Source organism: Pseudoalteromonas sp. 2CM36K, assembly GCF_023161865.1.
Lineage (GTDB): Bacteria > Pseudomonadota > Gammaproteobacteria > Enterobacterales > Alteromonadaceae > Pseudoalteromonas > Pseudoalteromonas tetraodonis.
Genome location: NZ_JALNTK010000001.1, coordinates 222,170 through 244,094, shown reverse-complemented (window position 1 = coordinate 244,094; position 21,925 = coordinate 222,170). Strand labels below are relative to the sequence as shown.

Here is a 21,925-nt window from a genome sequence, read left to right as displayed (position 1 = left end):
AGCAGCTTTAAACCACACACGTCATCAAAAGTTTGCGACTGCTCCCACTGCGTTGCTGTATGTTTAAAAAGGTGTTTCATGGGCGCTGCGCCTAGCTTTTCTTTCCCTTTTATAATACTGCTCGTCGCCAATGGTGGAAGCTCGCCTTTAGCGTCAGGAAAAGCGAGCTCTAGTTTGTCACAGACTTCAGATATTGAGCGGTTTCTTAATAAACCAATCCCTAATACAAGCCAAGCAGCTTGCTCGGCGGGGAAACGTCGTTTACGCACAGAGGCTCTCCCTGTTTGAGTAACGGCTGCTTCAATCCACTCAAGGGGAATATGCTTAGTAAACGAATCAATATCACGATCTTGGCTAAACTCAGTAGTAAGGTGTAATTCTTTAATAAATTCAGACATAAAAATAGGCCACAACTTTTGTTGTAGCCTATTATGAAGCCTCTGAAAGATCGTTCAATTAACTTAAACGATCCGCATTACAACGAGTGTGCGGTTTTTTTATTGCTAATAAGCTAAAACTTATTATTGGTTACTTACATACATCAGCAACAGCGTTAGCAAAGTAATCGATGTTTGCTTGACTAATTCCCGCTACGTTTACACGGCTAGAGCCTACAATATAAATACCGTAGTCTTTTTGTAGACGCTCGATTTGCTCTTTATTAATACCTAAGAAAGAAAACATACCGTGTTGGCGGTCTATAAATGAGAAGTCTTGAGCAATGTCTTTGGCTGCAAGGCTGTCTTTAATTAAACTACGTAAACCATTAATACGGTTACGCATTTCATCAAGTTCACTGTGCCATAACTGCGTTAACTCTGTGCTGCTTAAAATGGTGTTTACAATGTCTGCACCGTGCGCTGGCGGCATAGAATAAATGCTACGTACCACACTTAATAATACCGAGTTTGAAATATCAGCGGTTGCACTGTCTTTTGCAATAATTGAACACGCACCAATACGCTCACGGTATAAGCCAAAGTTTTTAGAACATGACGAACAAATGATCAACTCTTCAACCGCATTGGCTAAAATACGTAAACCATTCGCATCTTCTTCTAAAGAAGAACCAAAACCTTGGTATGCAATATCAATTAATGGCGTAAAGCCCACATCTTTTGCAAGTTCAGCAATGGTATTCCATTGTGTTTCGTTTAAATCCATACCACTTGGGTTGTGACAACATGCATGTAATAACACAACATCGCCCTTAGGCACCTGTGTTAATGTTTCAACCATTTCATCAAACAATAAATCTTTGTTTTCGTAGTCGTAGTATGGGTATTCTTTAACCGTTAAGCCTGCAGCTTCAAATAAGCTAATGTGGTTAGCCCACGTTGGGTTAGTAACCCATACAGTAGCGTTTGGGTTACAACGTACAATAAATTCTGCTGCAACACGAAGTGCGCCTGTACCACCAGGTGCTTGTGCTGTGCGTACGCGATTAGCTAATAATGCCGGGTGCTCACCAAGAAGAAGATTTTCCATTTGTTGACAGTAATCTAAGTTACCAGCAAGACCAATGTAAGATTTGCTCATTTCATTTTCTAAACGAAACGCTTCTGCTTTTTTTACTGACTTTAATACCGGGGTATTCCCCTGCTCGTCTTTATATACACCAACCCCTAAGTCAATCTTATTTGGGTTAGTATCTTGCTTATAGGCCGCCATAAGGCCAAGAATAGGGTCTGTTGGTAATGGTTTTAATACTGAGAACATTGACTATCTCTTCGTTATTTAGGGGTTAGCTGTTGCGCTAAGCTTAACATAAAAAGTCACTCGATTGACCAGTGTTATTTACACTAAAAAGTGAGGAATTTTAATACAGCATGCAATTAATAAGGCGAGTGTCGTATTATCAAAAAAATCCGTGCTAAAGGCTTCGCCATCGACAATGCCAATGCACTGCTTTTGCGCATTAAATAGTGGTAAACAGGCCTCTGCTTTTACTTTCGGATCGCAGGTATAATACTCACCACCCGCGGCTAAATATTGCTCAACATTATTAATAACACGTCCTTTACCACTGAGTGCCACTTGCACATTATTACTGCCGGTTGCAAATTCAGCTGTGAGCGGAAATAAAGGGCGACTCGGTGCACCAAAATAAGCGAGCTTTAATAACTGCTCGCCTTCAGGGGTGGCCGTATTTTGATAGATGCCATACCAATCTAATTGGGTGTTTTCGATTACATAGTCAACAATCAACTGAAGTTGCGCTAACTTTGCTGTTGTTTGCGTATTTTGGCTAACGTAATCGTTTAAATTAAACGGCTCATCTTGCAAGTAGCCGAACAAACTACATGCGCCACCTTCACCGAGTTCTGGAATTTGATACTGCCAACGCACGGCCGGTGCAGCATTGCTATTTAAGTACTGCTCAAGCTTTTCTAGCTCAGCGTTAATTAACTGTTGCTCTACATTAAGCTGAGCTTGCTCTAAATAAAAATTTATCATTTGGCCATCCATACATCTATAATGCCGAGATAGTAGCATGGATATTTTTATAGCGCGAGCCAATTTAAAGCGCTTTTTAAAATCCTTAAGCACTTTTATTCATAGATATAATTGCGGTATTTAAACTGGTCGCTTTATCTTTGGGCATTAAAAGGTGTTCAGCTTAGGCGCAAAAATTACGCCTTTGCGTCACAAATTTGTTATTATTTACTCCAATATTAGATTCAATCTTAGATAGGTTAATTATGAGTGATAATCACTTAGTGTATTCAACAGCAACAGGGCGAATTGATCAGCCAAAGCCAGAAAAAGAACTGGATGTAAAACTATTTAAAGACGGGTCTATTCGCATAGAGCGTCAAAGCAAAGGTCGAAAAGGTAAAGGCGTAATGCTAGTTGTAGGATTAGATCCCCAACAGCACGATTTAAAAAAGTTAGCAAAAACAATAAAAAGTAAAATGGGCCAAGGTGGCGCAGTAAAAGAAGGAGTTATTGAAGTACAAGGTGATGATCGCGATAAGTTAAAGGCGATTTTAGAAGGATTAAAGTTTAAGGTAAAAATTGCGGGTGGTTAACCCGCAATTTTGTTTTATTCAGAGACTTTTAACACAGCTAATTGATCAAACAACATTGGGATATCGGCTTCGGCAACGGGCTTACTAAAGTAATAGCCTTGCACAATAAAACAATTATTATTTTGTAAAAATTCAACTTGCTCTATTGTTTCAACCCCTTCAGCAACCACATCAAGCTTAAGCTTTTGTGCCATCGCAATAATCGCAGCGGTGATCTCCATATCATTATCATCTTCAGGGATATCTTTAACAAACGAGCGGTCAATTTTAAGAATATCGACAGGAAAACGTTTAAGGTAACTCAACGAAGAATAGCCCGTACCAAAATCGTCAATAGAAATTGAAATACCCAGCTTTTTCAATTGATGTAACTGATCAATAGCCGCCTCAACATTACCCATTAGCATGCTCTCAGTCAGCTCAAGGTGCAGGCTTTTAGCTTTAATTTGCGTCTCTATGATTATTTTTTTCAGCATAGGTACTAAGCTTGCGTCTTTAAACTGCCTTGCTGACAGGTTTATCGACATGTTGCTCGCTCTACCTTGTTGCTCTAGTCGTTTAGTAAACTCACATGCTTGTTGTAACACCCACTTACCTAGTTCCACAATTAAACCCGTTGCCTCAGCAATAGGAATAAATTTGGTGGGTGGAATGAATCCCTGCGTAGGATGGAACCAGCGAAGCAATGCTTCATACCCTACTACACTATTATCGCGACAATCAACTTGTGGCTGATAATGCAGTGTGAGTTGTTTTTCTTTAATTGCATGGCGCAACTCATTTTCGAGGAATAATCGCTCATTGGCGGCTGCATTTAGATCTTGGCTGTAAAAGTGGAACGTATTACGCCCTTTCGCTTTTGCTTCATACATGGCTAAATCGGCATGTTTTAATAACTGATCTTCTTCTAGGCTATCAAATGGCGCCAAGGTAATACCAATACTGGCAGTAACAATCACTTCGTTACTACCTAATTTTATTGGCTGATTTAACGTTTTTTGAATGGTGTCAGCGACTTCCGATGCTTCTTTTTGATGCTCAATACCACTGAGTAATACCGCAAACTCATCACCGCCTAAACGAGCTATAGTATCTTCTGCTCGTAAGCGCTGCTTTAAGCGCGTTGCCACTTCAACCAATAGTTGATCGCCTGCATCGTGACCTAAAGTATCGTTAATACGCTTAAATTCATCCAAATCAAAGTAAAATAAAGCAAACGAGTAACGCCCTCTTTCAGCAAGCGCCATCGACTTTCTAAGCTGCATTCTAAAGAATGTACGATTAGCAAGCCCGGTTAATGTATCGAAGTAAGCGAGCTGTTCCATTTTGCGTTGGCTTTCTTTTACAAATGAAATATCTTGCGCTGAAGCAACGTAACTGGTGATTTTTCCACCATCTTCACGAATAGGTGACACACTCAGCGATACCCATATGGGTGGCTTGTTTTGCGCTTCAATAAGGGTATCCCCTCGCCAGTAATTACGGTTGCGCAAATCAATGTCAATGTCCTCTACCAACATGGTCATTTCATTAGCAATAATAGTCAGAAGTGGCTGGCGCAGGAAATCACTTTCTGCAAAGTCGGTCATTTCCAGCATTTTTGGATTAACATATTCAATCACAAAGTTTTCATCGGTGATCACCACACCTGTGCCCGAGAAGGCAACCGCTTTAGACAAGCGAATTGCAGCCTTTTCTGCAATTTCTTTTTCTATTATGCGCTGGTTTAAGCCATCGATAAGTTTGCGGATTTCAATGGTCATATCTTTGAATGAACCATTAAGCGTACCGATTTCATCTTTATTTTCTTTTGGAAAATCAATTTCTAACTGGCCTTTACCAAAATTAGTAACCGCATAAACCAATGAATGCAGGCGTCTTAAAACTAGTTGATAAAGTGCTTGGTGTAATAACAAAGCAACTAAAATGGCATACAGAATAAACAAGCCAAAAAACTTTAGTTTTAAGTCTTTCAGTGCCGATAGTGTAGAAGAGCGCTTTTTATATACGCCCACGTACCAGTTTACACCTTCAACTTTATGGATATTTATAATGTAGTCTTCACCATTTAATGAAAACGAGTCGGCATATTCCGGCAATTGTATTTGCCTTGCATTATCAATAACTCGCTTTAGCTCAGGAGAAATAAAATCGCCAGATAGCAACTTTTTTCCCGCCTCTCCGTATTGGGTATAACTATCGGCTCCTAAATTTGGGTGCGCCAATAGCTGCCCTTGCTTATCGAACACCACTAACTGTTTTTCTTTTCCGCCAACGGGCAATTGCGATATGAGAGAGTCGAGAGAAATATCACTACCCGTAACTCCTAAAAACTCATCATTTTTATAAATAGGTACAATTAAACTAACGACCCACTTATTCCAAACGCCATCGTAATACACTCGTGACCACAGCGGCTCGCGTTGTGGATTTGTTAACGATTTTGCGTAATTAAAACTTTTGCTTTGATTAAAGGTGTAATCTCCGGGGACATTGAGTGCCCAATTTGGTGGCGCAACACGGATAAAATTATCTTTGGTGATCAGGTAAAAATTATAAAAATCTTGAATTAACGTGGGGGAAATCACTTTCCAAAGCGATTCAGAATCTGCAATTAACTGTTTATAAAAAGGAGAATAAGCATTTTCGGGAATGAACGCCGCAGATAAGCCATCGGCAGATGCACTGCGCACAGAACCATCATTGGTGACTTGCATAGTCGGGGCATTGTTATTCTTAAATGATAATTGCCCCTCAAATAACTGCTCGCTAACAACAATATTAGCTTGCTCAGCTATTTTAACTTTGGTCGCTATCAAATTATTAAACTGGTTTATTAATAATTCATTTGATTGCTTTAATACCTCATGCTCTTCAAATACAAGCTGTTTCTCTTCTGATTTGAGCATTAATGCAGCCGCACAAATACCAGCAACTAAACAAATGCCAGAGATCAACAGTGATAACTTGACACTGAGTGAGTTTATTCCGAATCGAGATGGAGGGCGTCGATACACAAAAGGCCAACCTTATTTATAATTATTATTTTTGCGAGTTGTAGAAATATACCAGAACTTAAATCAGAATTATAAATTATTTATAAACGTTTAAAAAATAACACCTTTTGTACACATATTAGGTAAAAATAGCCACATCAGGTAAGTGCTTGTTGACATTAGAGGTTACTCTTCATACATTAAGGGCATGAATATAAAATACTCACTTACTTTCTTATCTTTTTTTAGCTTCTTTATATAGAAGAGGCTTCCCTGTTTGTGAGATAAAATCAATCGAATAGTAAAGCCTCCCAACTGGGAGGCTTTTTTGTTTACGCTGTTAAATACAGTGACGTTTTTGGAATGAGGAAAACCAAATGAGCAATGATGTTTTAGACACGCTTAGGCACGATATAAATGAAATCGATTCTGACCTACTTGTGTTATTAGCGAAGCGACGCCGTATTAGCCATGGTGTTGTTGAATATAAGATAGCGAATAATAAACCAATTCGTGATGAAGCACGTGAATTAGCATTACTCGAAAAATTAATCGGTTATGGTAAATCTCTTGGTTTAGATGCCTACTATGTAAATAATGTTTTTCAAACCATATTGGAAGACTCTGTATTACATCAACAAGCCATGCTTCAAAAGAATTTAAACCCCGATGCACTGAGCGAAACCCATCGCGTAACCTATTTAGGCGGACAAGGATCTTACAGTCAACTTGCGTGTCATAAGTACTTTAGTCGCCGACCAGGCAAATTAATTGAAATTGGCTGTAGTTCTTTTGATGAGATCACCGGTAAAGTAGAAAATGGTCAAGCTGACTTTGGCTTACTGCCTATCGAAAACACTAGCTCAGGTAGTATTAATGAAGTATTTGATTTGCTGCAGCATGCACAAGTCTCTATTGTAGGTGAAGTTACTCATAGCGTTGAGCATTGCTTATTAGCAGCACCAGGAACTGAGCTGAACCAATTAACTAAAGTCTTTGCGCATCCGCAACCCTTTGCCCAGTGTAGCCGCTTTTTACAGGGCCTTGGCGAACTTCAGCATGAAACCTGCGATTCAACATCGAGTGCATTAAAATCAGCACTTGAAACACCTAACAGTGCGGCTATTGGCTCTGCACAAGCAGGTAAAAATGTAGGGCTTGAAGTGATCAAGGCGAATCTTGCTAATCAAAAAGAAAACCATAGTCGCTTCATTGTGGTTGCACGTAAACCGCTACATGTATCTAAACAAATCCCCACTAAAACCAGTTTAATTATGGCAACTAAGCAACAAGCAGGCTCACTCGCCGATGCGCTGATGATTTTTAAACAGCATAATATAAATCTAGTAAAATTAGAGTCTCGCCCTGTACCAGGAAATCCATGGGAAGAAGTATTCTATGTAGATTTAGAAGCGAACCTTGCTGATAGCCAAGTGAAACATGCGTTAGAAGAGCTTAAAGAGCATACCCAATATGTGCGCGTATTAGGTTGTTATCAAAGCGAGTCTTTACAAGCTGTAAGTGTAGATAGTTAAGTATTACGTCTGAGTGTAAATGGATTCACACTCAGATACTAACTATGCCAAGCGGTCGAAATTTGCACTTTAAGTTAAGTTGACATCTATTATAAGGAAATAAAACAATGCAAACAAAATTTATAGCTCTTCTTTTACTACTTACTCCCCTGCTTACGCCTGCCGCTCCTATACCAACAGGGAAATCTGATGGACTTATTTGTTCTTCATATATTGGTGGTAAAGTTAAGGTTTGCCCTGAAAATATTCACGACTATATCAATAATAAAACTGGTATTCCTATTTACCATGCTTGCGACAATGGCGAAGCTTTATGTATTGGTGAAGGTTATCCATACAATGACTTTCGTGAACTTCATACTATTTATGATATTGATAATAACCAAACAAAAAAAATACAAGTAACTATTACCCCAACGTTACTCGATTCTCTTGGCCGCAGCACCTTACAACAGGGCCGAAAAATCATTTCTGAGATTGCTCCTACCCCACAAGAAAAACAGTTCACCAATGAATTATTCTTAGCAGTAAACTCTAAACAGAAACTAGCAAAACAATTAACACTTACTGTGCAAGGAAGTTATGCAACTGATGCCTCAGGAGTAACCACTGATATACTGACAAGTTCATTACTATCTTGCAAAACAGCACTCAACTACCTTAACAATGACGTTAATTGCATGGGTGATTTAAACAAAGATATTGATTTATCAGTTCAAGATAATGCGGTATTTAATTCCTTTATTTCAGCTTTACAAAAAGCCCAAGGGTTAATAAATGTTGTGACTGTTGGCAGCATTGATTATTCTGATTTACAAAAGTTGAATCAGTTTATTGTTATTTTGTATTACGATGACGGTTCTAAATTAGCTATTAATGTCGAGTTCAAAGAAGGGGCGATAGAAATTAAATTAAATAAAGACGCATCGCGTACATCTAAAGGGCTAACTTTTTTACAATTTATAGAAGGTAACACCAATAAAGCCACCTCATATGGTGAAGCAAAATCTATGGCTAATTCAAAGTATAATAGTGGTTTTGGCTGTGCACCAACGCGATTTGATAATGGCGTCACCGCAAAATTAGTAAATACAATAATAATCAAAAAACCCGATGGAACGGAGCGTCATATAAATATTTATAAGCTAGTTAATGAATTTGTAGTATTTAATCAGTGCTAAGTATGAAACTTTGCAAGGCTGGACATAAACCTCCAGCCTTCATTTATTATTAATCTAGAACCTTAGCGTCGTTCGCTTTATTTAATAAACTACGGCTTTGGGTTAAAAAGTGCGCCGTTGAATCCGAGAAATAAGACTTTGCATCAGCAAAAGCATCAATTAATGCGGGCTTATCCCCAGCTTTTAGCTTTTCAAGCGTTTGCGAAAACAAAGACTGATACTGCGCCAATAAGCTTTCGACATTATCAAATTGCGCTAACATAATATCGGTGTATAGCTCTGGCGATTGTGCAAATAAACGGCCAACCATCATTAGCTCTAACTGATATATAGGTGATGAACAACTTCTTAGCTCGGCGAGTGTGTGCCCCTGTTTTGCTAAAAACTGACCATACACAAAGGTGGTTAAATGGCGCATCACCTGAATAATTTGCATCGCTTCATCGTGTTTTTTAGCATCAAGTTCAACCAACTGACAACCCCATATTTGTAGCTGTTTTAATAACCCTTGTGCCATTTCAGGATTACGCCCTTCACATACCACCACAGTTTGTTTCACCCAATGAGAAATATCAGGACCAAACATGGGGTGTAAGCCAACAACAGCGCCATTGTGAACTTTTTTGAGCACATTTAACGGCGCTTGTTTAACCGATGTAATATCAACCAGCAAACAATCATCATCGAGTTTAGGTAACGCGTTAACAACCGTTTCAAGAGCATTTATTGGTACACTGATCATCACCAGTTTTGCACCTTTTAGAATATCCGCAGTCTGTGATCGCTGCGCCTTATCTAAAATTTTGACTTCGTAACCCGAGCGCTGAAATTGTTTTGCAAATAACTGCCCCATTGCCCCTTCACCACCAACAATAACAATTGGCGATAATTGTGGGTCGGCACAGGCTAATTTGGCTTGTTGATTTTGATAAGCTTCACGCATCATGCGTCTGAGAATGTCTTCGACTAAATCAGGATTTACACCTTGATTAATAGCCTCTTGACGTCGTGCAGCTAATAAATCAGCTTCTCTATCGGGTGCATGTAGTGGCGCACCAGTTTGTTGTTTTATTGCGCCAATTTGTTGAGTAATACCATTGCGCTTTGCAAGTAAGGCAACCAGTTGCGCGTCGCATTCATCTATACTTGTTCTTAGCTGCACTAAATCACTTATCTCTGCCACGTTCTCATTCCATCCAAAAAAGCAAAATCGTAAATTAAAACTTACAAAAAAGTAAACTAATCAATACGATAAATACTAACAGGATACGTTAGGGGTTAAAAGGCTAATTAGTGAAAAGATCAGTATGAGTCACTCAACTGCGACCAAGGTAGGATAATTAAATGAATAGAACACAGCTTGCGTAAAGTGAATTAAAAAGCATATAAAATGTAAGTCTATGCCGAGTTTAAACAATGAAAATTAAAGTGGCTTAATAGCCACTTTAATTAGCATTTTTTATCTAATATTCCAATGCCATAGCCGCAAGCGACATAACACTGTCGAATGATTCTGCGCCAGCGATAAATAGGCCATTATGGCAAAACATAGCATCATCGATACCGGTTACCGCTTGAAATTCATCATCCGATAATCCTGCCCATGGTGCAGGTAATGACTTTCTGTCTTCAAAAGAGCCTAATTCTGCAGGCACCGTTTGCACTATCCACTTGCCTGAATGAGATGGGTAAACGACAAATAATGCCTCATCAGATAAACTATGTACGGTTTTTTTCCACGGAGTATAGCGCTCTAATACGATTAATCGAGGATCATCAGCTTGTTTTATTGCTTGAGCAACAATCTTTTTAGCATTTAAACCACCTCGGGCAGAAGCTACAAAACGAATCAGTAAAGTGTGTGCAAATTCAACCGCTTGATCAAAAGCAGCATCAAAATCACTTTCCTCTTCCCATGTTGGGTTAAACATAGAAATTGTTTGGCTTAAGCTAATGCCTGTAGCAACCCCTTCAACATGACCACAATCAATGGCATCAATAGTTGATACAAGCCCTGCATCCACCGCATTCGCCACATCTTGGTTATCATCACATATTGCTAAGCCATATTTCTTCCACACCAAGCCAAATGACGAAAAAGGAATACCATTTTCACGAGCACCAGCACCGCCGCGCTGATGGTGATCAAATCGGTCAGTTTGTGGGTCATATTGACCACCAACATCAATAACCACATCGGCGTCATTAATAATCGAATTATCGCGTGTGCGGATCAGGGTAAAAGAAGGGAAAATAATTTTAAGTGCAGCGATACTAAAAACATCATCTGCGTGAAAATTGCCGTTGTGTGTAACTATCGTTTTATCATTCATTTTTGTACATCATTTTTGCAAGAAGTGAGAAGATAATGTGATTTGAAGTGAACCACACTTTAACGCATGCAGGTTAAGGTGTGTATTGGTTTTTGAATGTAGCGATATAAAAACCGCAATAGTATTAAAACCAAAACGGGTTGCAACCCAAAGGTTGCAACCCGTTTTTTTGCGTTGATAAACAGCGCGTATTAGTTAAGTTTTTCTCTAATACGTGCAGATTTACCAGAACGCTCACGTAGATAGTAAAGCTTAGCACGACGAACCGCACCGCGACGCTTAACTGTTACGCTATCAATAAGAGGGCTGTGCGTTTGGAATACACGCTCAACACCTTCACCGTTCGAGATTTTACGAACTGTGAATGCTGAGTGAAGACCACGATTACGCTTAGCGATTACAACACCTTCAAAGGCCTGTAGACGCTCTTTAGCACCTTCTTTTACTTTTACCTGTACAACTACTGTATCACCAGCGCCGAATGCAGGTACGTCTGTTTTAAGCTGCTCTTCTTCAAGCGCTTTAATAATATTTTGGTTTACTTTTGCCATTATGTTTCTCACTTTCCTAGGTGTAACTGTCTTCTAGCCACAAGCTTTTTGGTACTCTTGCTGAAATTTCGCGAGTAATACCGCTTGCTCCTCAGTCAGAGCTAGGTTATGCAACAAGTCAGGACGGCGAAGCCAAGTTCTACCTAATGACTGCATAAGCCGCCATTTTGCTATCTCTTGGTGGTTTCCGCTGAGTAATACAGCAGGCACCTGTTTGTCGTCCAATGTTTCTGGCCGTGTATAGTGAGGACAATCTAGCAAGCCATCCGAAAATGAATCTTGCTCTGCTGACTGGTTGTGTCCTAAAACCCCTGGCACTAATCGCGCTACTGCGTCAATTAATGTCATGGCAGGTAGTTCACCCCCACTCAAAATAAAATCACCAATTGACCATTCTTCGTCAACGTACGATTCTATTATTCTCTCGTCTATACCTTCATAGCGACCGGCAATTAAAATCAGTTTTTCAGAGTTTGCGAGTTCGCTAGCCCCTTGCTGATCTAATTTGCGCCCTTGTGGCGACATATAAATTACTTTTGCACCATCACCTGCAGCCTGTTTGGCAGCAAGAATGGCTTGTTTTAATGGTTCAACCATCATTAACATGCCTGGCCCGCCCCCATAAGGACGATCATCTACGGTTCTATGCTTATCAGTTGCATAGTCACGTGGATTCCAGCAGTTAAAATCAATTAAGCCATTTTTAACAGCACGACCGGTTACACCTTGCTGTGTAATGGCATCAAACATATCCGGGAAAAGGCTGATAACCCCTACCCACAACGAACTTGTTTGACTCATTAAAAGCTTGGATCCCAATCTACAGTAATTTCTTTCGCATCATATTTAACTTCTTGAATAACTGAATCAGTTAAAAAAGGAATTAAACGTTCTGCTTGGCCAAATGCATCTTTACTGTTTGCTTTCACAACTAGTACATCATTTGAGCCTGTCTCCATAAGGTCATCAACAATGCCTAAGTTATAACCTTTATCAGTTACAACCGACATGCCGATGAGATCTCGCCAATAGAATTCACCTTGCGGTAATTCTGGTAGCTGCGCTGAATCAACAGAAATTTCTACATTGGTATAAGCCATTGCTTGGTCTCTGTCATTTACTTGCGCAAACTTAGCGATAAAGCCTTTGTTGTGGCGACGCCAGTCGACCACTTCTAAGGATTGCCATTTACCTTGCTGCCCTATCAACCACGGGCTGAAATCGAAGATCCCTTGGGGATCATCAGTAAATGAATGCACCTTAAGCCAGCCCTTTATACCATATGGGGCGCCGAGCTTTCCTACGACAATTATTGATGAGGTGTTCTCTTGACTCATGGTTACACTTACGCCTATTAAGCCGCTTTACGAGCGTCTTTAACTAATTTAGCTACACGATCTGAAAGACCTGCGCCTTGACCTAACCAGTGTTCAACACGTGGTAAATCTAAACGAAGTTTTTCTTCTTGACCTGAAGCAATTGGGTTAAAGAAACCTACTTTCTCGATGAAGCGACCGTCACGCGAGAAACGGCTATCCGCAACCACAATTTGATAGAAAGGGCGTTTTTTAGCGCCACCACGTTGCAAACGAATAGTTACCATACCGTCCTCTAAATAGATTGACTGTTTTCATTAATAAGATTTACTCCCCAGTATGGGGAGCCGGTGAATTGTACGAGTTTTTAGCAACAATGCAAGTAAGAAGTGATGCAAAAAGCCAGTTTAGTAGATTAAACCGTGATCCAAGATGAAAAAGTATATGAATAAGCTATTCTGTGCATAGTTTATCCAACAATAAAGAGGCATTTTGCCTCTTTATTGATTACTTTTTATCTCGTATTGGAGGTGTTGAAGGTTAAATTATTAAAATTTTGGACCACCGCCACCCATCATGCCAGGTGGTAACATCCCTTTCATGCCACGCATCATTTTTTGCATGCCACCTTTACCTTTCATCTTCTTCATCATTTTTTGCATTTGCGTAAATTGCTTAAGCAGTTTATTGATCTCTTGTACTTGAGTACCAGAGCCCGCAGCAATACGCTTTTTACGCGAACCTTTGATGATTTCTGGGCGTGCACGCTCTTTTTTGGTCATAGAGCTAATAATCGCTTCCATTTGAATAAAGGTTTTATCACCCATTTGCCCTTTAACCGCATCTGGGATGTTTTGCATGCCAGGCAGTTTATCGAGCATCGACATCATGCCACCCATGTTTTTCATTTGCTTTAGTTGATCAGCAAAGTCATCCAGCGTAAAGCCATCACCTTTAAATACTTTTTGTGCTACTTTTGCCGCTTGTTCTTTGTCTACTTTCATCTCGACTTCTTCGATTAATGAAAGTACATCACCCATGCCTAAAATACGTGAAGCAATTCGGTCTGGGTGGAAAGGCTCAAGGGCATCAGTGCGCTCACCCACCCCCATAAACTTAATTGGCTTACCAGTAATATGACGAATAGATAAAGCAGCACCACCTCGGGCATCACCATCTGTTTTAGTCAGTATCACACCGGTCAACGGTAGAGCTTCGTCAAATGCTTTTGCTGTATTTGCCGCATCTTGACCTGTCATTGCATCAACAACGAATAGCGTTTCGATTGGATTAATTGCATGATGCAAGGCTTTAATTTCATCCATCATGTCGCTATCAACATGCAAACGACCCGCAGTATCGACTAATACAACATCAATAAATTTCTTTTTCGCATGAGAAATGGCAGCAGTTGCAATATCAACTGGTTTTTGCGAAATATCACTTGGGAAAAATTCTACATCAACTTCTGTTGCTAAGGTTTCTAATTGCTTAATTGCTGCTGGACGATACACATCGGCACTCACCACTAGCACAGACTTCTTCTTGCGCTCTTTTAAAAACTTAGCCAGCTTACCTACACTGGTGGTTTTACCCGCACCTTGAAGACCAGCCATCATCACTACCGCCGGTGGCTGTGCGTTAAGGCTTAGCTCTTCGTTGGCTTCACCCATGGCTTTTTCAAGTTCTTCACGAACAATTTTTATAAATACTTGGCCAGGGCTCAAGCTTTTGGTGACTTCAACACCAACCGCACGCTCTTTAACTTGCTTTACAAACTCGCGAACAACAGGCAACGCCACATCGGCTTCTAAAAATGCCATTCGCACTTCACGAAGTGTATCTTTAATGTTGTCTTCAGTTAAGCGACCACGGCCACTAATATTTTTTAGGGTTTTACCTAATCGTTCTTGGAGGTTCTCAAACATGTAACGGTTCCGAAAAGACGTTTATATCAACTCTATTAATAAGGTCGATGTTATTAAAATTCAATTAAGAATAGTATACCGTAAATGATGGCATACAATACAGTGCTGAAATGCGGCTTATTGAGTTTCTTTTTACAGGGTCTATGCATTTGCGTTGCTATAAAATACAATGCCCAGATAACGAACACGAATTATTTGACTTCAATTAAGTGGCCAAAGCAAAATGCTGATTATTAGTTTAACTATTATTGCCAGTTTATTTTATGTGTTAGCAACGTCTCACGTGCTTTCGCGATTGTTTCATCGTCAGGGACCAAGCCAAAAAATTACCATAATACTGAGCACTGTCGCTATTTTGGCGCATATGCTGCTTTTAGTAAACTCAGTGTTTAGAGTCGATGGCCAAGATTTAAGTATTGTTAATGTTGCATTACTGACTTGTTGGGTAATAGTGCTTTGTGTCACCACCGTCTCTTTAAAGTTCCCAGCAACACTGCTATTACCTGTTGTATACGGCTTTGCTGCCCTGTTAACTATTGCTAGCCTGTTTATTCCTCATCACATTTTACTTAATAGCATTAATGTAGAGCTTGCGTTAGTTGCGCATATTTCACTGTCGTTATTAGCCTACTGTACCTTAATTATTGCCACCCTTTACGGCGTACAATTTTACTTTATTGATAAACGTTTGAAACGTAAAGATTTAGCAATAGTACATAGCCATTTACCGCCACTAATGGTGGTAGAGCGTCAACTTTATCAACTATTAAATTTAGGCACAGTATTATTAAGCGTGGCGCTGATTACAGGGTTTGTATTTCTTGATGGCATGTTTGCCAAAGAGTTTATTCATAAAACAATCTTATCTTTAGTTGCTTGGGCTATTTTTGCTACGATTGCCGTTGGCCATATAAAACGAGGTTGGCGAGGGAAAATGGTGGTAGTGAGTATTATGATGGCCGCATTTACACTCACACTCGCTTATTTTGGCAGCCGTTTTATACAAGAAGTGATTCTAAATAAGTTTTAACTTGACTCTGAAAGCTCACTCTAGCTTAATAAGCATTGGTTTATAAAAAAAGGATCCATCGTTGGACGACATATCGACAAGTACGCTGTTTATCATTTTAGGTTTATTAGTACTTTTTTCTGCTTACTTCTCCGGGTCAGAAACCGGAATCATGTCAATCAACCGTATTCGTTTACGACACCTCGCTAAAGAGAATCATCGTGCTGCGAAACGCGTTAGTAAATTACTCAGTCGACCTGACAGGTTGATAGGTCTTATCCTCATTGGCAATAACCTTGTCAATATTGCGGCTGCCCAAGTTGCCACCATTATTGGTATTCGTTTGTATGGTGATTTAGGTATTGCTATAGCAACAGGTGCATTAACACTTGTGGTGCTGATTTTTGCTGAGGTAACGCCAAAAACACTGGCCGCCCTCTATCCTGAGCGAGTCGCTTTTCCAAGTTCGGTGATACTCAAAGGGTTACTAAAAATTCTCTTCCCATTTGTTGTCGTTGTTAACTGGATGACCAATGGTATATTGCGCTTATTTGGTATTAGCGCTGCACAAATAGATGAGCACAGCATGAGTAAAGAAGAATTAAAAACCGTGCTAAATGAGTCGGGGGCGCTGATCCCCGCTCGTCATCAAAGTATGTTGACCTCTATTTTAGATTTAGAACAAGTTACCGTCGAAGATATTATGATCCCTCGCAATGAAATTGTGGCGATTGATATTAATGACGATTGGAAAATAATCAGTAAACAACTTACTCACGCTCAACATACTCGAGTGCTTTTATACCGCGACAATATTGATGATGCTGTTGGCTTTATTCACTCTCGTGATGCACTTCGCCTTTTAACTAAAGAGCAATTTGATAAGCCTTCGCTATTGCGTGCGGTACGTGAAATTTACTTTATCCCTGAGGGCACCTCGCTTAACACTCAGCTACTAAAATTTCAGTTATCAAAAGAACGTATTGGTATTGTTGTTGATGAATATGGCGACATTCAGGGCTTAGTCACTCTTGAAGATATTCTTGAAGAAGTTGTGGGTGATTTTACTACCACTCAAACTCGGACACCGAGTGAAGAAGTAACCACACAAAACGATGGCTCTTATATTGTCGACGGCGGTGCTAACGTTCGCGACTTAAATAAAGAAATGGGCTGGGAATTCCCATTAGACGGCCCTAAAACATTAAGTGGCTTGATTGTTGAGTACTTAGAAGATATCCCTGATGCTAATTTAAGTATTCGTATTGCAGGCTATCCGGTTGAAGTACTTGAGGTAAAAGAAAACATGATTAAACAAGTCAAAATTCAACCAAACAAACGTAAAAAATAAACCAATAGAAAAAGGAGCCTACTGGCTCCTTTTTAATCTAATCTAAAAGAACAATCGCTCTAACCAACCTTTATCTAAATCATCTTCGCAGCGTCTTAGCTGTGCGCCATAACGGCTTGCCCGATGTTTTACTTTATTGGCAACGCTCATTAGCCATTTTTTCTTACGATAGGTGCCTCGTTTATAACCGCCCCATCCCTCATGATAATTTAAATACTGTGCGTAGGCGTCCCACTTAGACACACCATTAACTTTATGGGTTTTATAAACAAACCACGCCATAAAATCAATCGCATCTTCAAATTCGTCTCTGTCGGCGCCACTGTTACCTGTTTCACGAATATAATCAGACCAAGTAGGTGTTTTAGCTTGAGAATAGCCATAGGCATCGCTTGCACGACCAGTAGGAATTATCCATAAGAAGTATTCCATAGGCGGTGCTGCATCGTGGCGAAAAGAACTTTCTTGATACATCATGCTCATTAACACATGTTTTGGGGAGCCCCACTTTTCCTGCGCGTCTTTGGCATCAAAATACCAGTCAGATTTCTCTTCGAAAATTTTACAAATATCTTCTGGTTGCTTTGGGGGAGCTGTTGCACACCCAGCTATAGTGAGCAACAAAGATAAGGTAATAATATTTTTTTTCATTTTTTAAGATCTCACTGAACTTTTTAAAAAAGTGTGGGTCTGAATCTATGAATGCAGCAGTACAGCATTGTTTCATCCCTAAAGAATATTTACGCAGCTACTATGAGCTGCGTTTTTTTTGCCTGCTACTTACTTGGGTCTGTTGACCTTTCAAGGTTGAATTTTCAGCAGCTTATTTGGTATTTAGGCAAGGCAAAGCCTATGTGGTGTGGTTATTCCCCATAAACAGGCGATAACGCAGCATCAATGCTAAACAGGTGCTACCCTTCGGGTTCTGCCTAGGAGCGATTCACTCTTTGTTGCCTACATGGATGTAGGTAAGGGGCGTGAGCAGGACGCGGAAGCTTTGCTCGGTTTTTACTTAGCCCACTAGGTTACAAACCTCGCGCCGCGATTAAACCGCTCCTAGTTTGAACAAATTGTAATTTGAAAAGGTCAACAGACCCTGAAGTATGTATCTAAAAATGCGGTAAATGATTGTTTATCAGCTTGTTCAATTGCCTTTTGAGCTTGGTACGACTCTGCAGCTTGTTGCTCTAGCCACGATTTTGAAAATTCAGTATAACTTGCTGTTTCATGGCTTTGTTTGTACTTCTGAGCAAGTGAGAGTGCAAAGTGGCCATTATCTAACCCTGATGCTTTTAACTGCTCAACATAACGACCAGAATACGTTAATGTCGGATCATGAATCCAAGTCGCCATGCGCTTAATGGTGTTTGAGTAGTAGTCAACATCGTAAGCCGTATCCATCCACTGAGCAACATCACTCAACTGACTAAATATTTCATCACCCCAAGATTCTAGGCTGCGCTGCTCATTATTAAAATTAAGCATCAAGCCTTGTTCTCGACCTTGGTTAACCACAGTATCAAGATTTTCAGTGCTACGAGTTTGCTCTTTCCAATCCATAGGCGCTGAATCTTTTAATAAACAATAAGTTAAAAACACATCTAAAAAGTGTATTTGCTCTAAGTCAATGCCAACTTCACTAAACGGGTTAACATCCAATGCACGAATTTCAATATATTCTATACCCGCTCTTAGCAATGCATCAGTGGGCGTTTCACCATTTTTTGCATTACGTTTAGGACGAATTGGCGAGTAAAACTCGTTCTCTATTTGCAAAATGTTTTTATTTAATTGCTTTGGCGTAGCACTAGTGTAATCGTCAATACTGCCGTAAATATCTGAAGGCGTATTTATGGCTTTTTTAAGTCCTGCGACATATTCATCTAATGAGTTATACATTACTCGTAATGACGATTGTGCGCTATTGGTATAGCCTAAGTTGCCTAAACGCAATGCGGTACCCACTTCCAAATATAAAGTGCCTTTACCGAGTTTTTTAAACGGTAAATCGCTTTTACGCCCTTGTAAAAAAGAGCTACATAATGCCGGCGATGCGCCAAACATGTAACTAATTAACCACAGTTCACGTTTAAAGTTACGAATTAACGCCAAGTAACTATCCGATATAAAATCTTCAAGTTTCGCATTACTTTGCTTTAATGAATGCAGTGACTGCCATAGCGTTTGTGGAAAAGAAATATTGAAATGTACGCCAGCAATCGCTTGCATCATACTGCCGTAACGGTTCTTCAAGCCTTCGCGATATAGGGTTTTCATTTTACCGACATTAGAGTCGCCAAATTGTGCCAATACAATATCGTCTTGATGATTTATAAAGCACGGCATACTAATTGGCCACAACAATTCATCGCCCATATGTTCTAGGGTGAACTTTTGTAAATCTTTTAGCTGCTGTAAGGTTTGCGTTGATGACTCGCTAACCGGTGTAATGAACTCAAGTAAAGATTCAGAAAAATCAGTGGTAATATGCCCATTGGTGAGCGCACAGCCCACCCCTTGAGGATGAGCCTGTTTTGAAATGGAACCATCGTGATTAATTCTTAATGATTCTCTCTCAATACCGCGCATAATGCCTTTAATAGCCTGTTGATTATCTGCATTAGATAGCGCGTTGAGCGTGTTCTTTAAATTATAAGTTGTCAAAAAAAGTTTCCTCGAGCCAAGTGGCTTAATCATAAGGTTATGGGGTCTTTTTACCTTTACTCAAGATTAAACGATGAAAAAACTATATGAATTTATTAGATATAGTTTTTACTGGATTTTAAACACGCTTTGTTTCACGCTATAAAAGATAATCTTGCCATTGCCACTACGAATATACAATTTCTTTTACATATTATTTGCCATAATCCGCCGCTGACAACATGGCGTTTTAAAACGCTTTGACAAGATAGAATTAAACCCTAAAAGTTTGTCATAACTGAAAAATTCAATTACCCTTAATATTGATAAAGATCATATAAATATCAATAAAATGTCTTATTCCTGCTATTTTACACATATCACTAACGTACATTAGTTTTAGTAATTACAATAGCCGCCATAACAAAGAATGATAAAGAGTCACTATGCGTCGTAATCAAAGCTTAATAGATGAAGAAGTTAACTTCGAAGAACACCAAGAGTTGGTTTCAACCACTGACTTACGCGGTGTTATTACTTATGCCAATCATGAGTTTTGTAGTATCGCAGGCTACGAGATGGATGAACTGATAAATAAAAATCACAATATCGTTCGCCACCCTGATATGCCAAAAGCGGCATTTAAAGAAATGTGGGACACCTTAAAACAAGGCCATTCGTGGCGTGGCGCAGTCAAAAACTTATGTAAAGACGGCCGCTATTATTGGGTTGATGCATTTGTAACGCCTATTTTTGAGCATGGCCAATTGATTGGTTATCAGTCTGTGCGAATAAAACTAGAGCAACGCGCAAAACGCAGAGCACAAAAGCTCTATGCCAAAATTAACGCTAATAAATCATTATTCAGCTGGCGCGAACGCACATCATTAAGACAAGGTTTGAGCATTGCGGGTATTTTAATTTGGTTAGCCAGTGTCGCAATGTGGGGCTCTCTTTCGCTTGCCGCGATTAACTTATTAGTATGTATTGTTATTTTAGTTTTAAATTATGATGAGCTGGTAATCACACCTGCAACCCTCAAACAACAAAAAAACCAAGCAGACTCTGTATCTCGTTATGTGTATAGTGGCTCGCACCCACACAGCATTAGTGAGTATAGAGAGCAGATGCTCAGTGCTAAATTAAGAACGGTACTAGGGCGGGTAAAAGATTCAACCATGAGTTTTAATACGATTGCCCAAGGGTTAGATCAACAATCGACGTTGACCGAGCAAGGTATTTCTTCTCAAGGCACTCAGCTAGAACAAATTGCTTCAGCCATGTCACAAATGAGTACCACGATTGGTGAAATCTCTAATAATACCAATAACACGGCTGATAAAGTGGGCATTACTTATCAAAGCTGCTCTGATATCAAGAATCATATTGCAGATAACAGTAAAATGGTGTCTGACTTAGCTGTACAAGTTGAGCAAGCGGCCGCCACAGCAACGGGGCTTGCCTCTGAAGCGGATAAAATTGGCCAAGTCATGAGTGAAATAGAAGGGATTGCTGAACAAACTAACTTATTGGCACTCAATGCGGCTATTGAAGCGGCACGCGCCGGTGAGCATGGGCGTGGTTTTGCAGTCGTTGCCGATGAAGTAAGAGCGCTGTCGTCACGAACTCAAAACGCCACGGCACAAATTCATAGCTCAATTAAAGAAATTCAAGATACCTTGTTTAGCTGGTCTAAAATCATGCAGAGCACAAAACAACAAGCCGATGACTGTGTTAATACAACAGGACAAACACAACAAGAGCTTGATAGTATTTTTATTCAAATTAGTGAAATTTCACAGCTCGCCACGGATATTTCAGCCGCAGCAGAACAGCAACAGGTTGTAAGTAAAGACATTGGTAGCAATGTTGAAAAGATTAAAGACTTAGGGGATGACAATTTACAATTGAGTTTTAGCGTAGCACGTGGTGCGGCTGAACTAGTGGAAGGCTCAAGAAAAGTGAATGATTTATTACTGACTTTTAAAGTTTAACAAACGCCCTAAAATAGAAACAAAAAAGCCGCTGTGAACAGCGGCTTTTTGCTGTG

General features: G+C 39.8%; 19 protein-coding genes and 1 other annotated feature. Of the genes, 6 read left to right on the top strand and 13 right to left on the bottom strand.

Annotated elements, in window-relative coordinates; translation table 11 throughout:
- The 3 genes from MTN97_RS01105 to MTN97_RS01095 all read right to left on the bottom strand — a co-directional run.
- A partial coding sequence (locus MTN97_RS01105; RefSeq protein ID WP_248473429.1) for a transposase domain-containing protein occupies positions 1 to 398 on the bottom strand: 398 nt, incomplete at its 3' end.
- Positions 399 to 528: 130 nt separating this feature from the next.
- Positions 529 to 1,719, bottom strand: coding sequence for an amino acid aminotransferase (locus tag MTN97_RS01100; protein ID WP_036983216.1), 1,191 nt, complete (start codon positions 1,717 to 1,719; stop codon positions 529 to 531).
- A 78-nt stretch (positions 1,720 to 1,797) separates the two neighbouring features.
- Positions 1,798 to 2,457: a GAF domain-containing protein gene (locus tag MTN97_RS01095; RefSeq protein WP_138627074.1), complete on the bottom strand. Its 660-nt coding sequence runs from the start codon at positions 2,455 to 2,457 to the stop codon at positions 1,798 to 1,800.
- Positions 2,458 to 2,702: 245 nt separating this feature from the next.
- Here MTN97_RS01095 and MTN97_RS01090 point away from each other — a divergent pair, with 245 nt between their 5' ends.
- Positions 2,703 to 3,032 (top strand): translation initiation factor SUI1, encoded by a 330-nt coding sequence (locus tag MTN97_RS01090; RefSeq protein WP_069440267.1) that lies wholly within the window; start codon positions 2,703 to 2,705, stop codon positions 3,030 to 3,032.
- Positions 3,033 to 3,046: 14 nt separating this feature from the next.
- Here the strand turns inward: MTN97_RS01090 and MTN97_RS01085 are convergent, their stop codons facing one another.
- Positions 3,047 to 6,049, bottom strand: coding sequence for an EAL domain-containing protein (locus MTN97_RS01085; protein WP_036983217.1), 3,003 nt, complete (start codon positions 6,047 to 6,049; stop codon positions 3,047 to 3,049).
- A 189-nt stretch (positions 6,050 to 6,238) separates the two neighbouring features.
- Positions 6,239 to 6,361 (top strand) — a sequence feature (Phe leader region).
- Positions 6,362 to 6,405: 44 nt separating this feature from the next.
- Between MTN97_RS01085 and MTN97_RS01080 the strand changes: the two genes are divergently transcribed.
- Together MTN97_RS01080 and MTN97_RS01075 are read left to right on the top strand one after the other, a co-directional pair.
- Positions 6,406 to 7,563 carry a chorismate mutase gene (locus tag MTN97_RS01080; protein ID WP_138627075.1) on the top strand — a complete coding sequence of 386 codons (1,158 nt, stop codon included), beginning with the start codon at positions 6,406 to 6,408 and terminating at the stop codon, positions 7,561 to 7,563.
- A gap of 107 nt (positions 7,564 to 7,670) precedes the next feature.
- Positions 7,671 to 8,744 (top strand): hypothetical protein, encoded by a 1,074-nt coding sequence (locus MTN97_RS01075; protein ID WP_248473428.1) that lies wholly within the window; start codon positions 7,671 to 7,673, stop codon positions 8,742 to 8,744.
- 49 nt (positions 8,745 to 8,793) lie between these two features.
- Here the strand turns inward: MTN97_RS01075 and tyrA are convergent, their stop codons facing one another.
- The 7 genes from tyrA to ffh form a co-directional block, all read right to left on the bottom strand.
- A complete protein-coding gene (tyrA, locus tag MTN97_RS01070) occupies positions 8,794 to 9,927 on the bottom strand; it encodes a bifunctional chorismate mutase/prephenate dehydrogenase (RefSeq protein WP_069440269.1) in 1,134 nt (377 codons plus the stop codon).
- 280 nt (positions 9,928 to 10,207) lie between these two features.
- Complete coding sequence (locus tag MTN97_RS01065; RefSeq protein ID WP_248473426.1) at positions 10,208 to 11,077, bottom strand: MYG1 family protein; 870 nt, start codon at positions 11,075 to 11,077, stop codon at positions 10,208 to 10,210.
- Positions 11,078 to 11,268: 191 nt separating this feature from the next.
- Positions 11,269 to 11,628 (bottom strand): 50S ribosomal protein L19, encoded by a 360-nt coding sequence (rplS, locus tag MTN97_RS01060; protein WP_008114473.1) that lies wholly within the window; start codon positions 11,626 to 11,628, stop codon positions 11,269 to 11,271.
- Between the two features lie 33 nt (positions 11,629 to 11,661).
- Entirely contained in the window at positions 11,662 to 12,429 is a 768-nt protein-coding gene (trmD, locus tag MTN97_RS01055) for a tRNA (guanosine(37)-N1)-methyltransferase TrmD (protein ID WP_248473425.1), read from the bottom strand.
- Complete coding sequence (gene rimM / locus MTN97_RS01050) at positions 12,429 to 12,965, bottom strand: ribosome maturation factor RimM (protein ID WP_008114470.1); 537 nt, start codon at positions 12,963 to 12,965, stop codon at positions 12,429 to 12,431. The genes trmD and rimM overlap by 1 nt, the downstream gene beginning before the upstream one ends.
- Positions 12,966 to 12,982: 17 nt before the next feature.
- Positions 12,983 to 13,231 (bottom strand): 30S ribosomal protein S16, encoded by a 249-nt coding sequence (gene rpsP / locus MTN97_RS01045; RefSeq protein WP_008114468.1) that lies wholly within the window; start codon positions 13,229 to 13,231, stop codon positions 12,983 to 12,985.
- Positions 13,232 to 13,492: 261 nt separating this feature from the next.
- The gene (gene ffh, locus MTN97_RS01040) at positions 13,493 to 14,872 is read right to left on the bottom strand and encodes a signal recognition particle protein (protein ID WP_008464738.1); all 1,380 of its coding nucleotides are present in this window, start codon (positions 14,870 to 14,872) and stop codon (positions 13,493 to 13,495) included.
- Positions 14,873 to 15,095: 223 nt separating this feature from the next.
- Here ffh and MTN97_RS01035 point away from each other — a divergent pair, with 223 nt between their 5' ends.
- Both MTN97_RS01035 and MTN97_RS01030 read left to right on the top strand, forming a co-directional pair.
- The gene (locus MTN97_RS01035; RefSeq protein ID WP_069440272.1) at positions 15,096 to 15,902 is read left to right on the top strand and encodes an inner membrane protein YpjD; all 807 of its coding nucleotides are present in this window, start codon (positions 15,096 to 15,098) and stop codon (positions 15,900 to 15,902) included.
- A 61-nt stretch (positions 15,903 to 15,963) separates the two neighbouring features.
- Positions 15,964 to 17,232: an HlyC/CorC family transporter gene (locus MTN97_RS01030; RefSeq protein ID WP_013464491.1), complete on the top strand. Its 1,269-nt coding sequence runs from the start codon at positions 15,964 to 15,966 to the stop codon at positions 17,230 to 17,232.
- A gap of 42 nt (positions 17,233 to 17,274) precedes the next feature.
- Here MTN97_RS01030 and MTN97_RS01025 read toward each other — a convergent pair whose 3' ends face one another.
- On the bottom strand, positions 17,275 to 17,883 hold the full coding sequence (locus tag MTN97_RS01025; protein ID WP_013464490.1) for a transglycosylase SLT domain-containing protein: 609 nt from the start codon (positions 17,881 to 17,883) through the stop codon (positions 17,275 to 17,277).
- A 435-nt stretch (positions 17,884 to 18,318) separates the two neighbouring features.
- Positions 18,319 to 19,896, bottom strand: a complete 1,578-nt coding sequence (gene gshA, locus MTN97_RS01020; RefSeq protein ID WP_248473423.1) for a glutamate--cysteine ligase — start codon at positions 19,894 to 19,896, stop codon at positions 18,319 to 18,321.
- Between the two features lie 425 nt (positions 19,897 to 20,321).
- On the opposite strand from gshA, the gene MTN97_RS01015 reads away from it, so the two are divergent.
- Complete coding sequence (locus MTN97_RS01015; RefSeq protein ID WP_248473422.1) at positions 20,322 to 21,869, top strand: methyl-accepting chemotaxis protein; 1,548 nt, start codon at positions 20,322 to 20,324, stop codon at positions 21,867 to 21,869.
- Positions 21,870 to 21,925 lie beyond the last annotated feature (56 nt).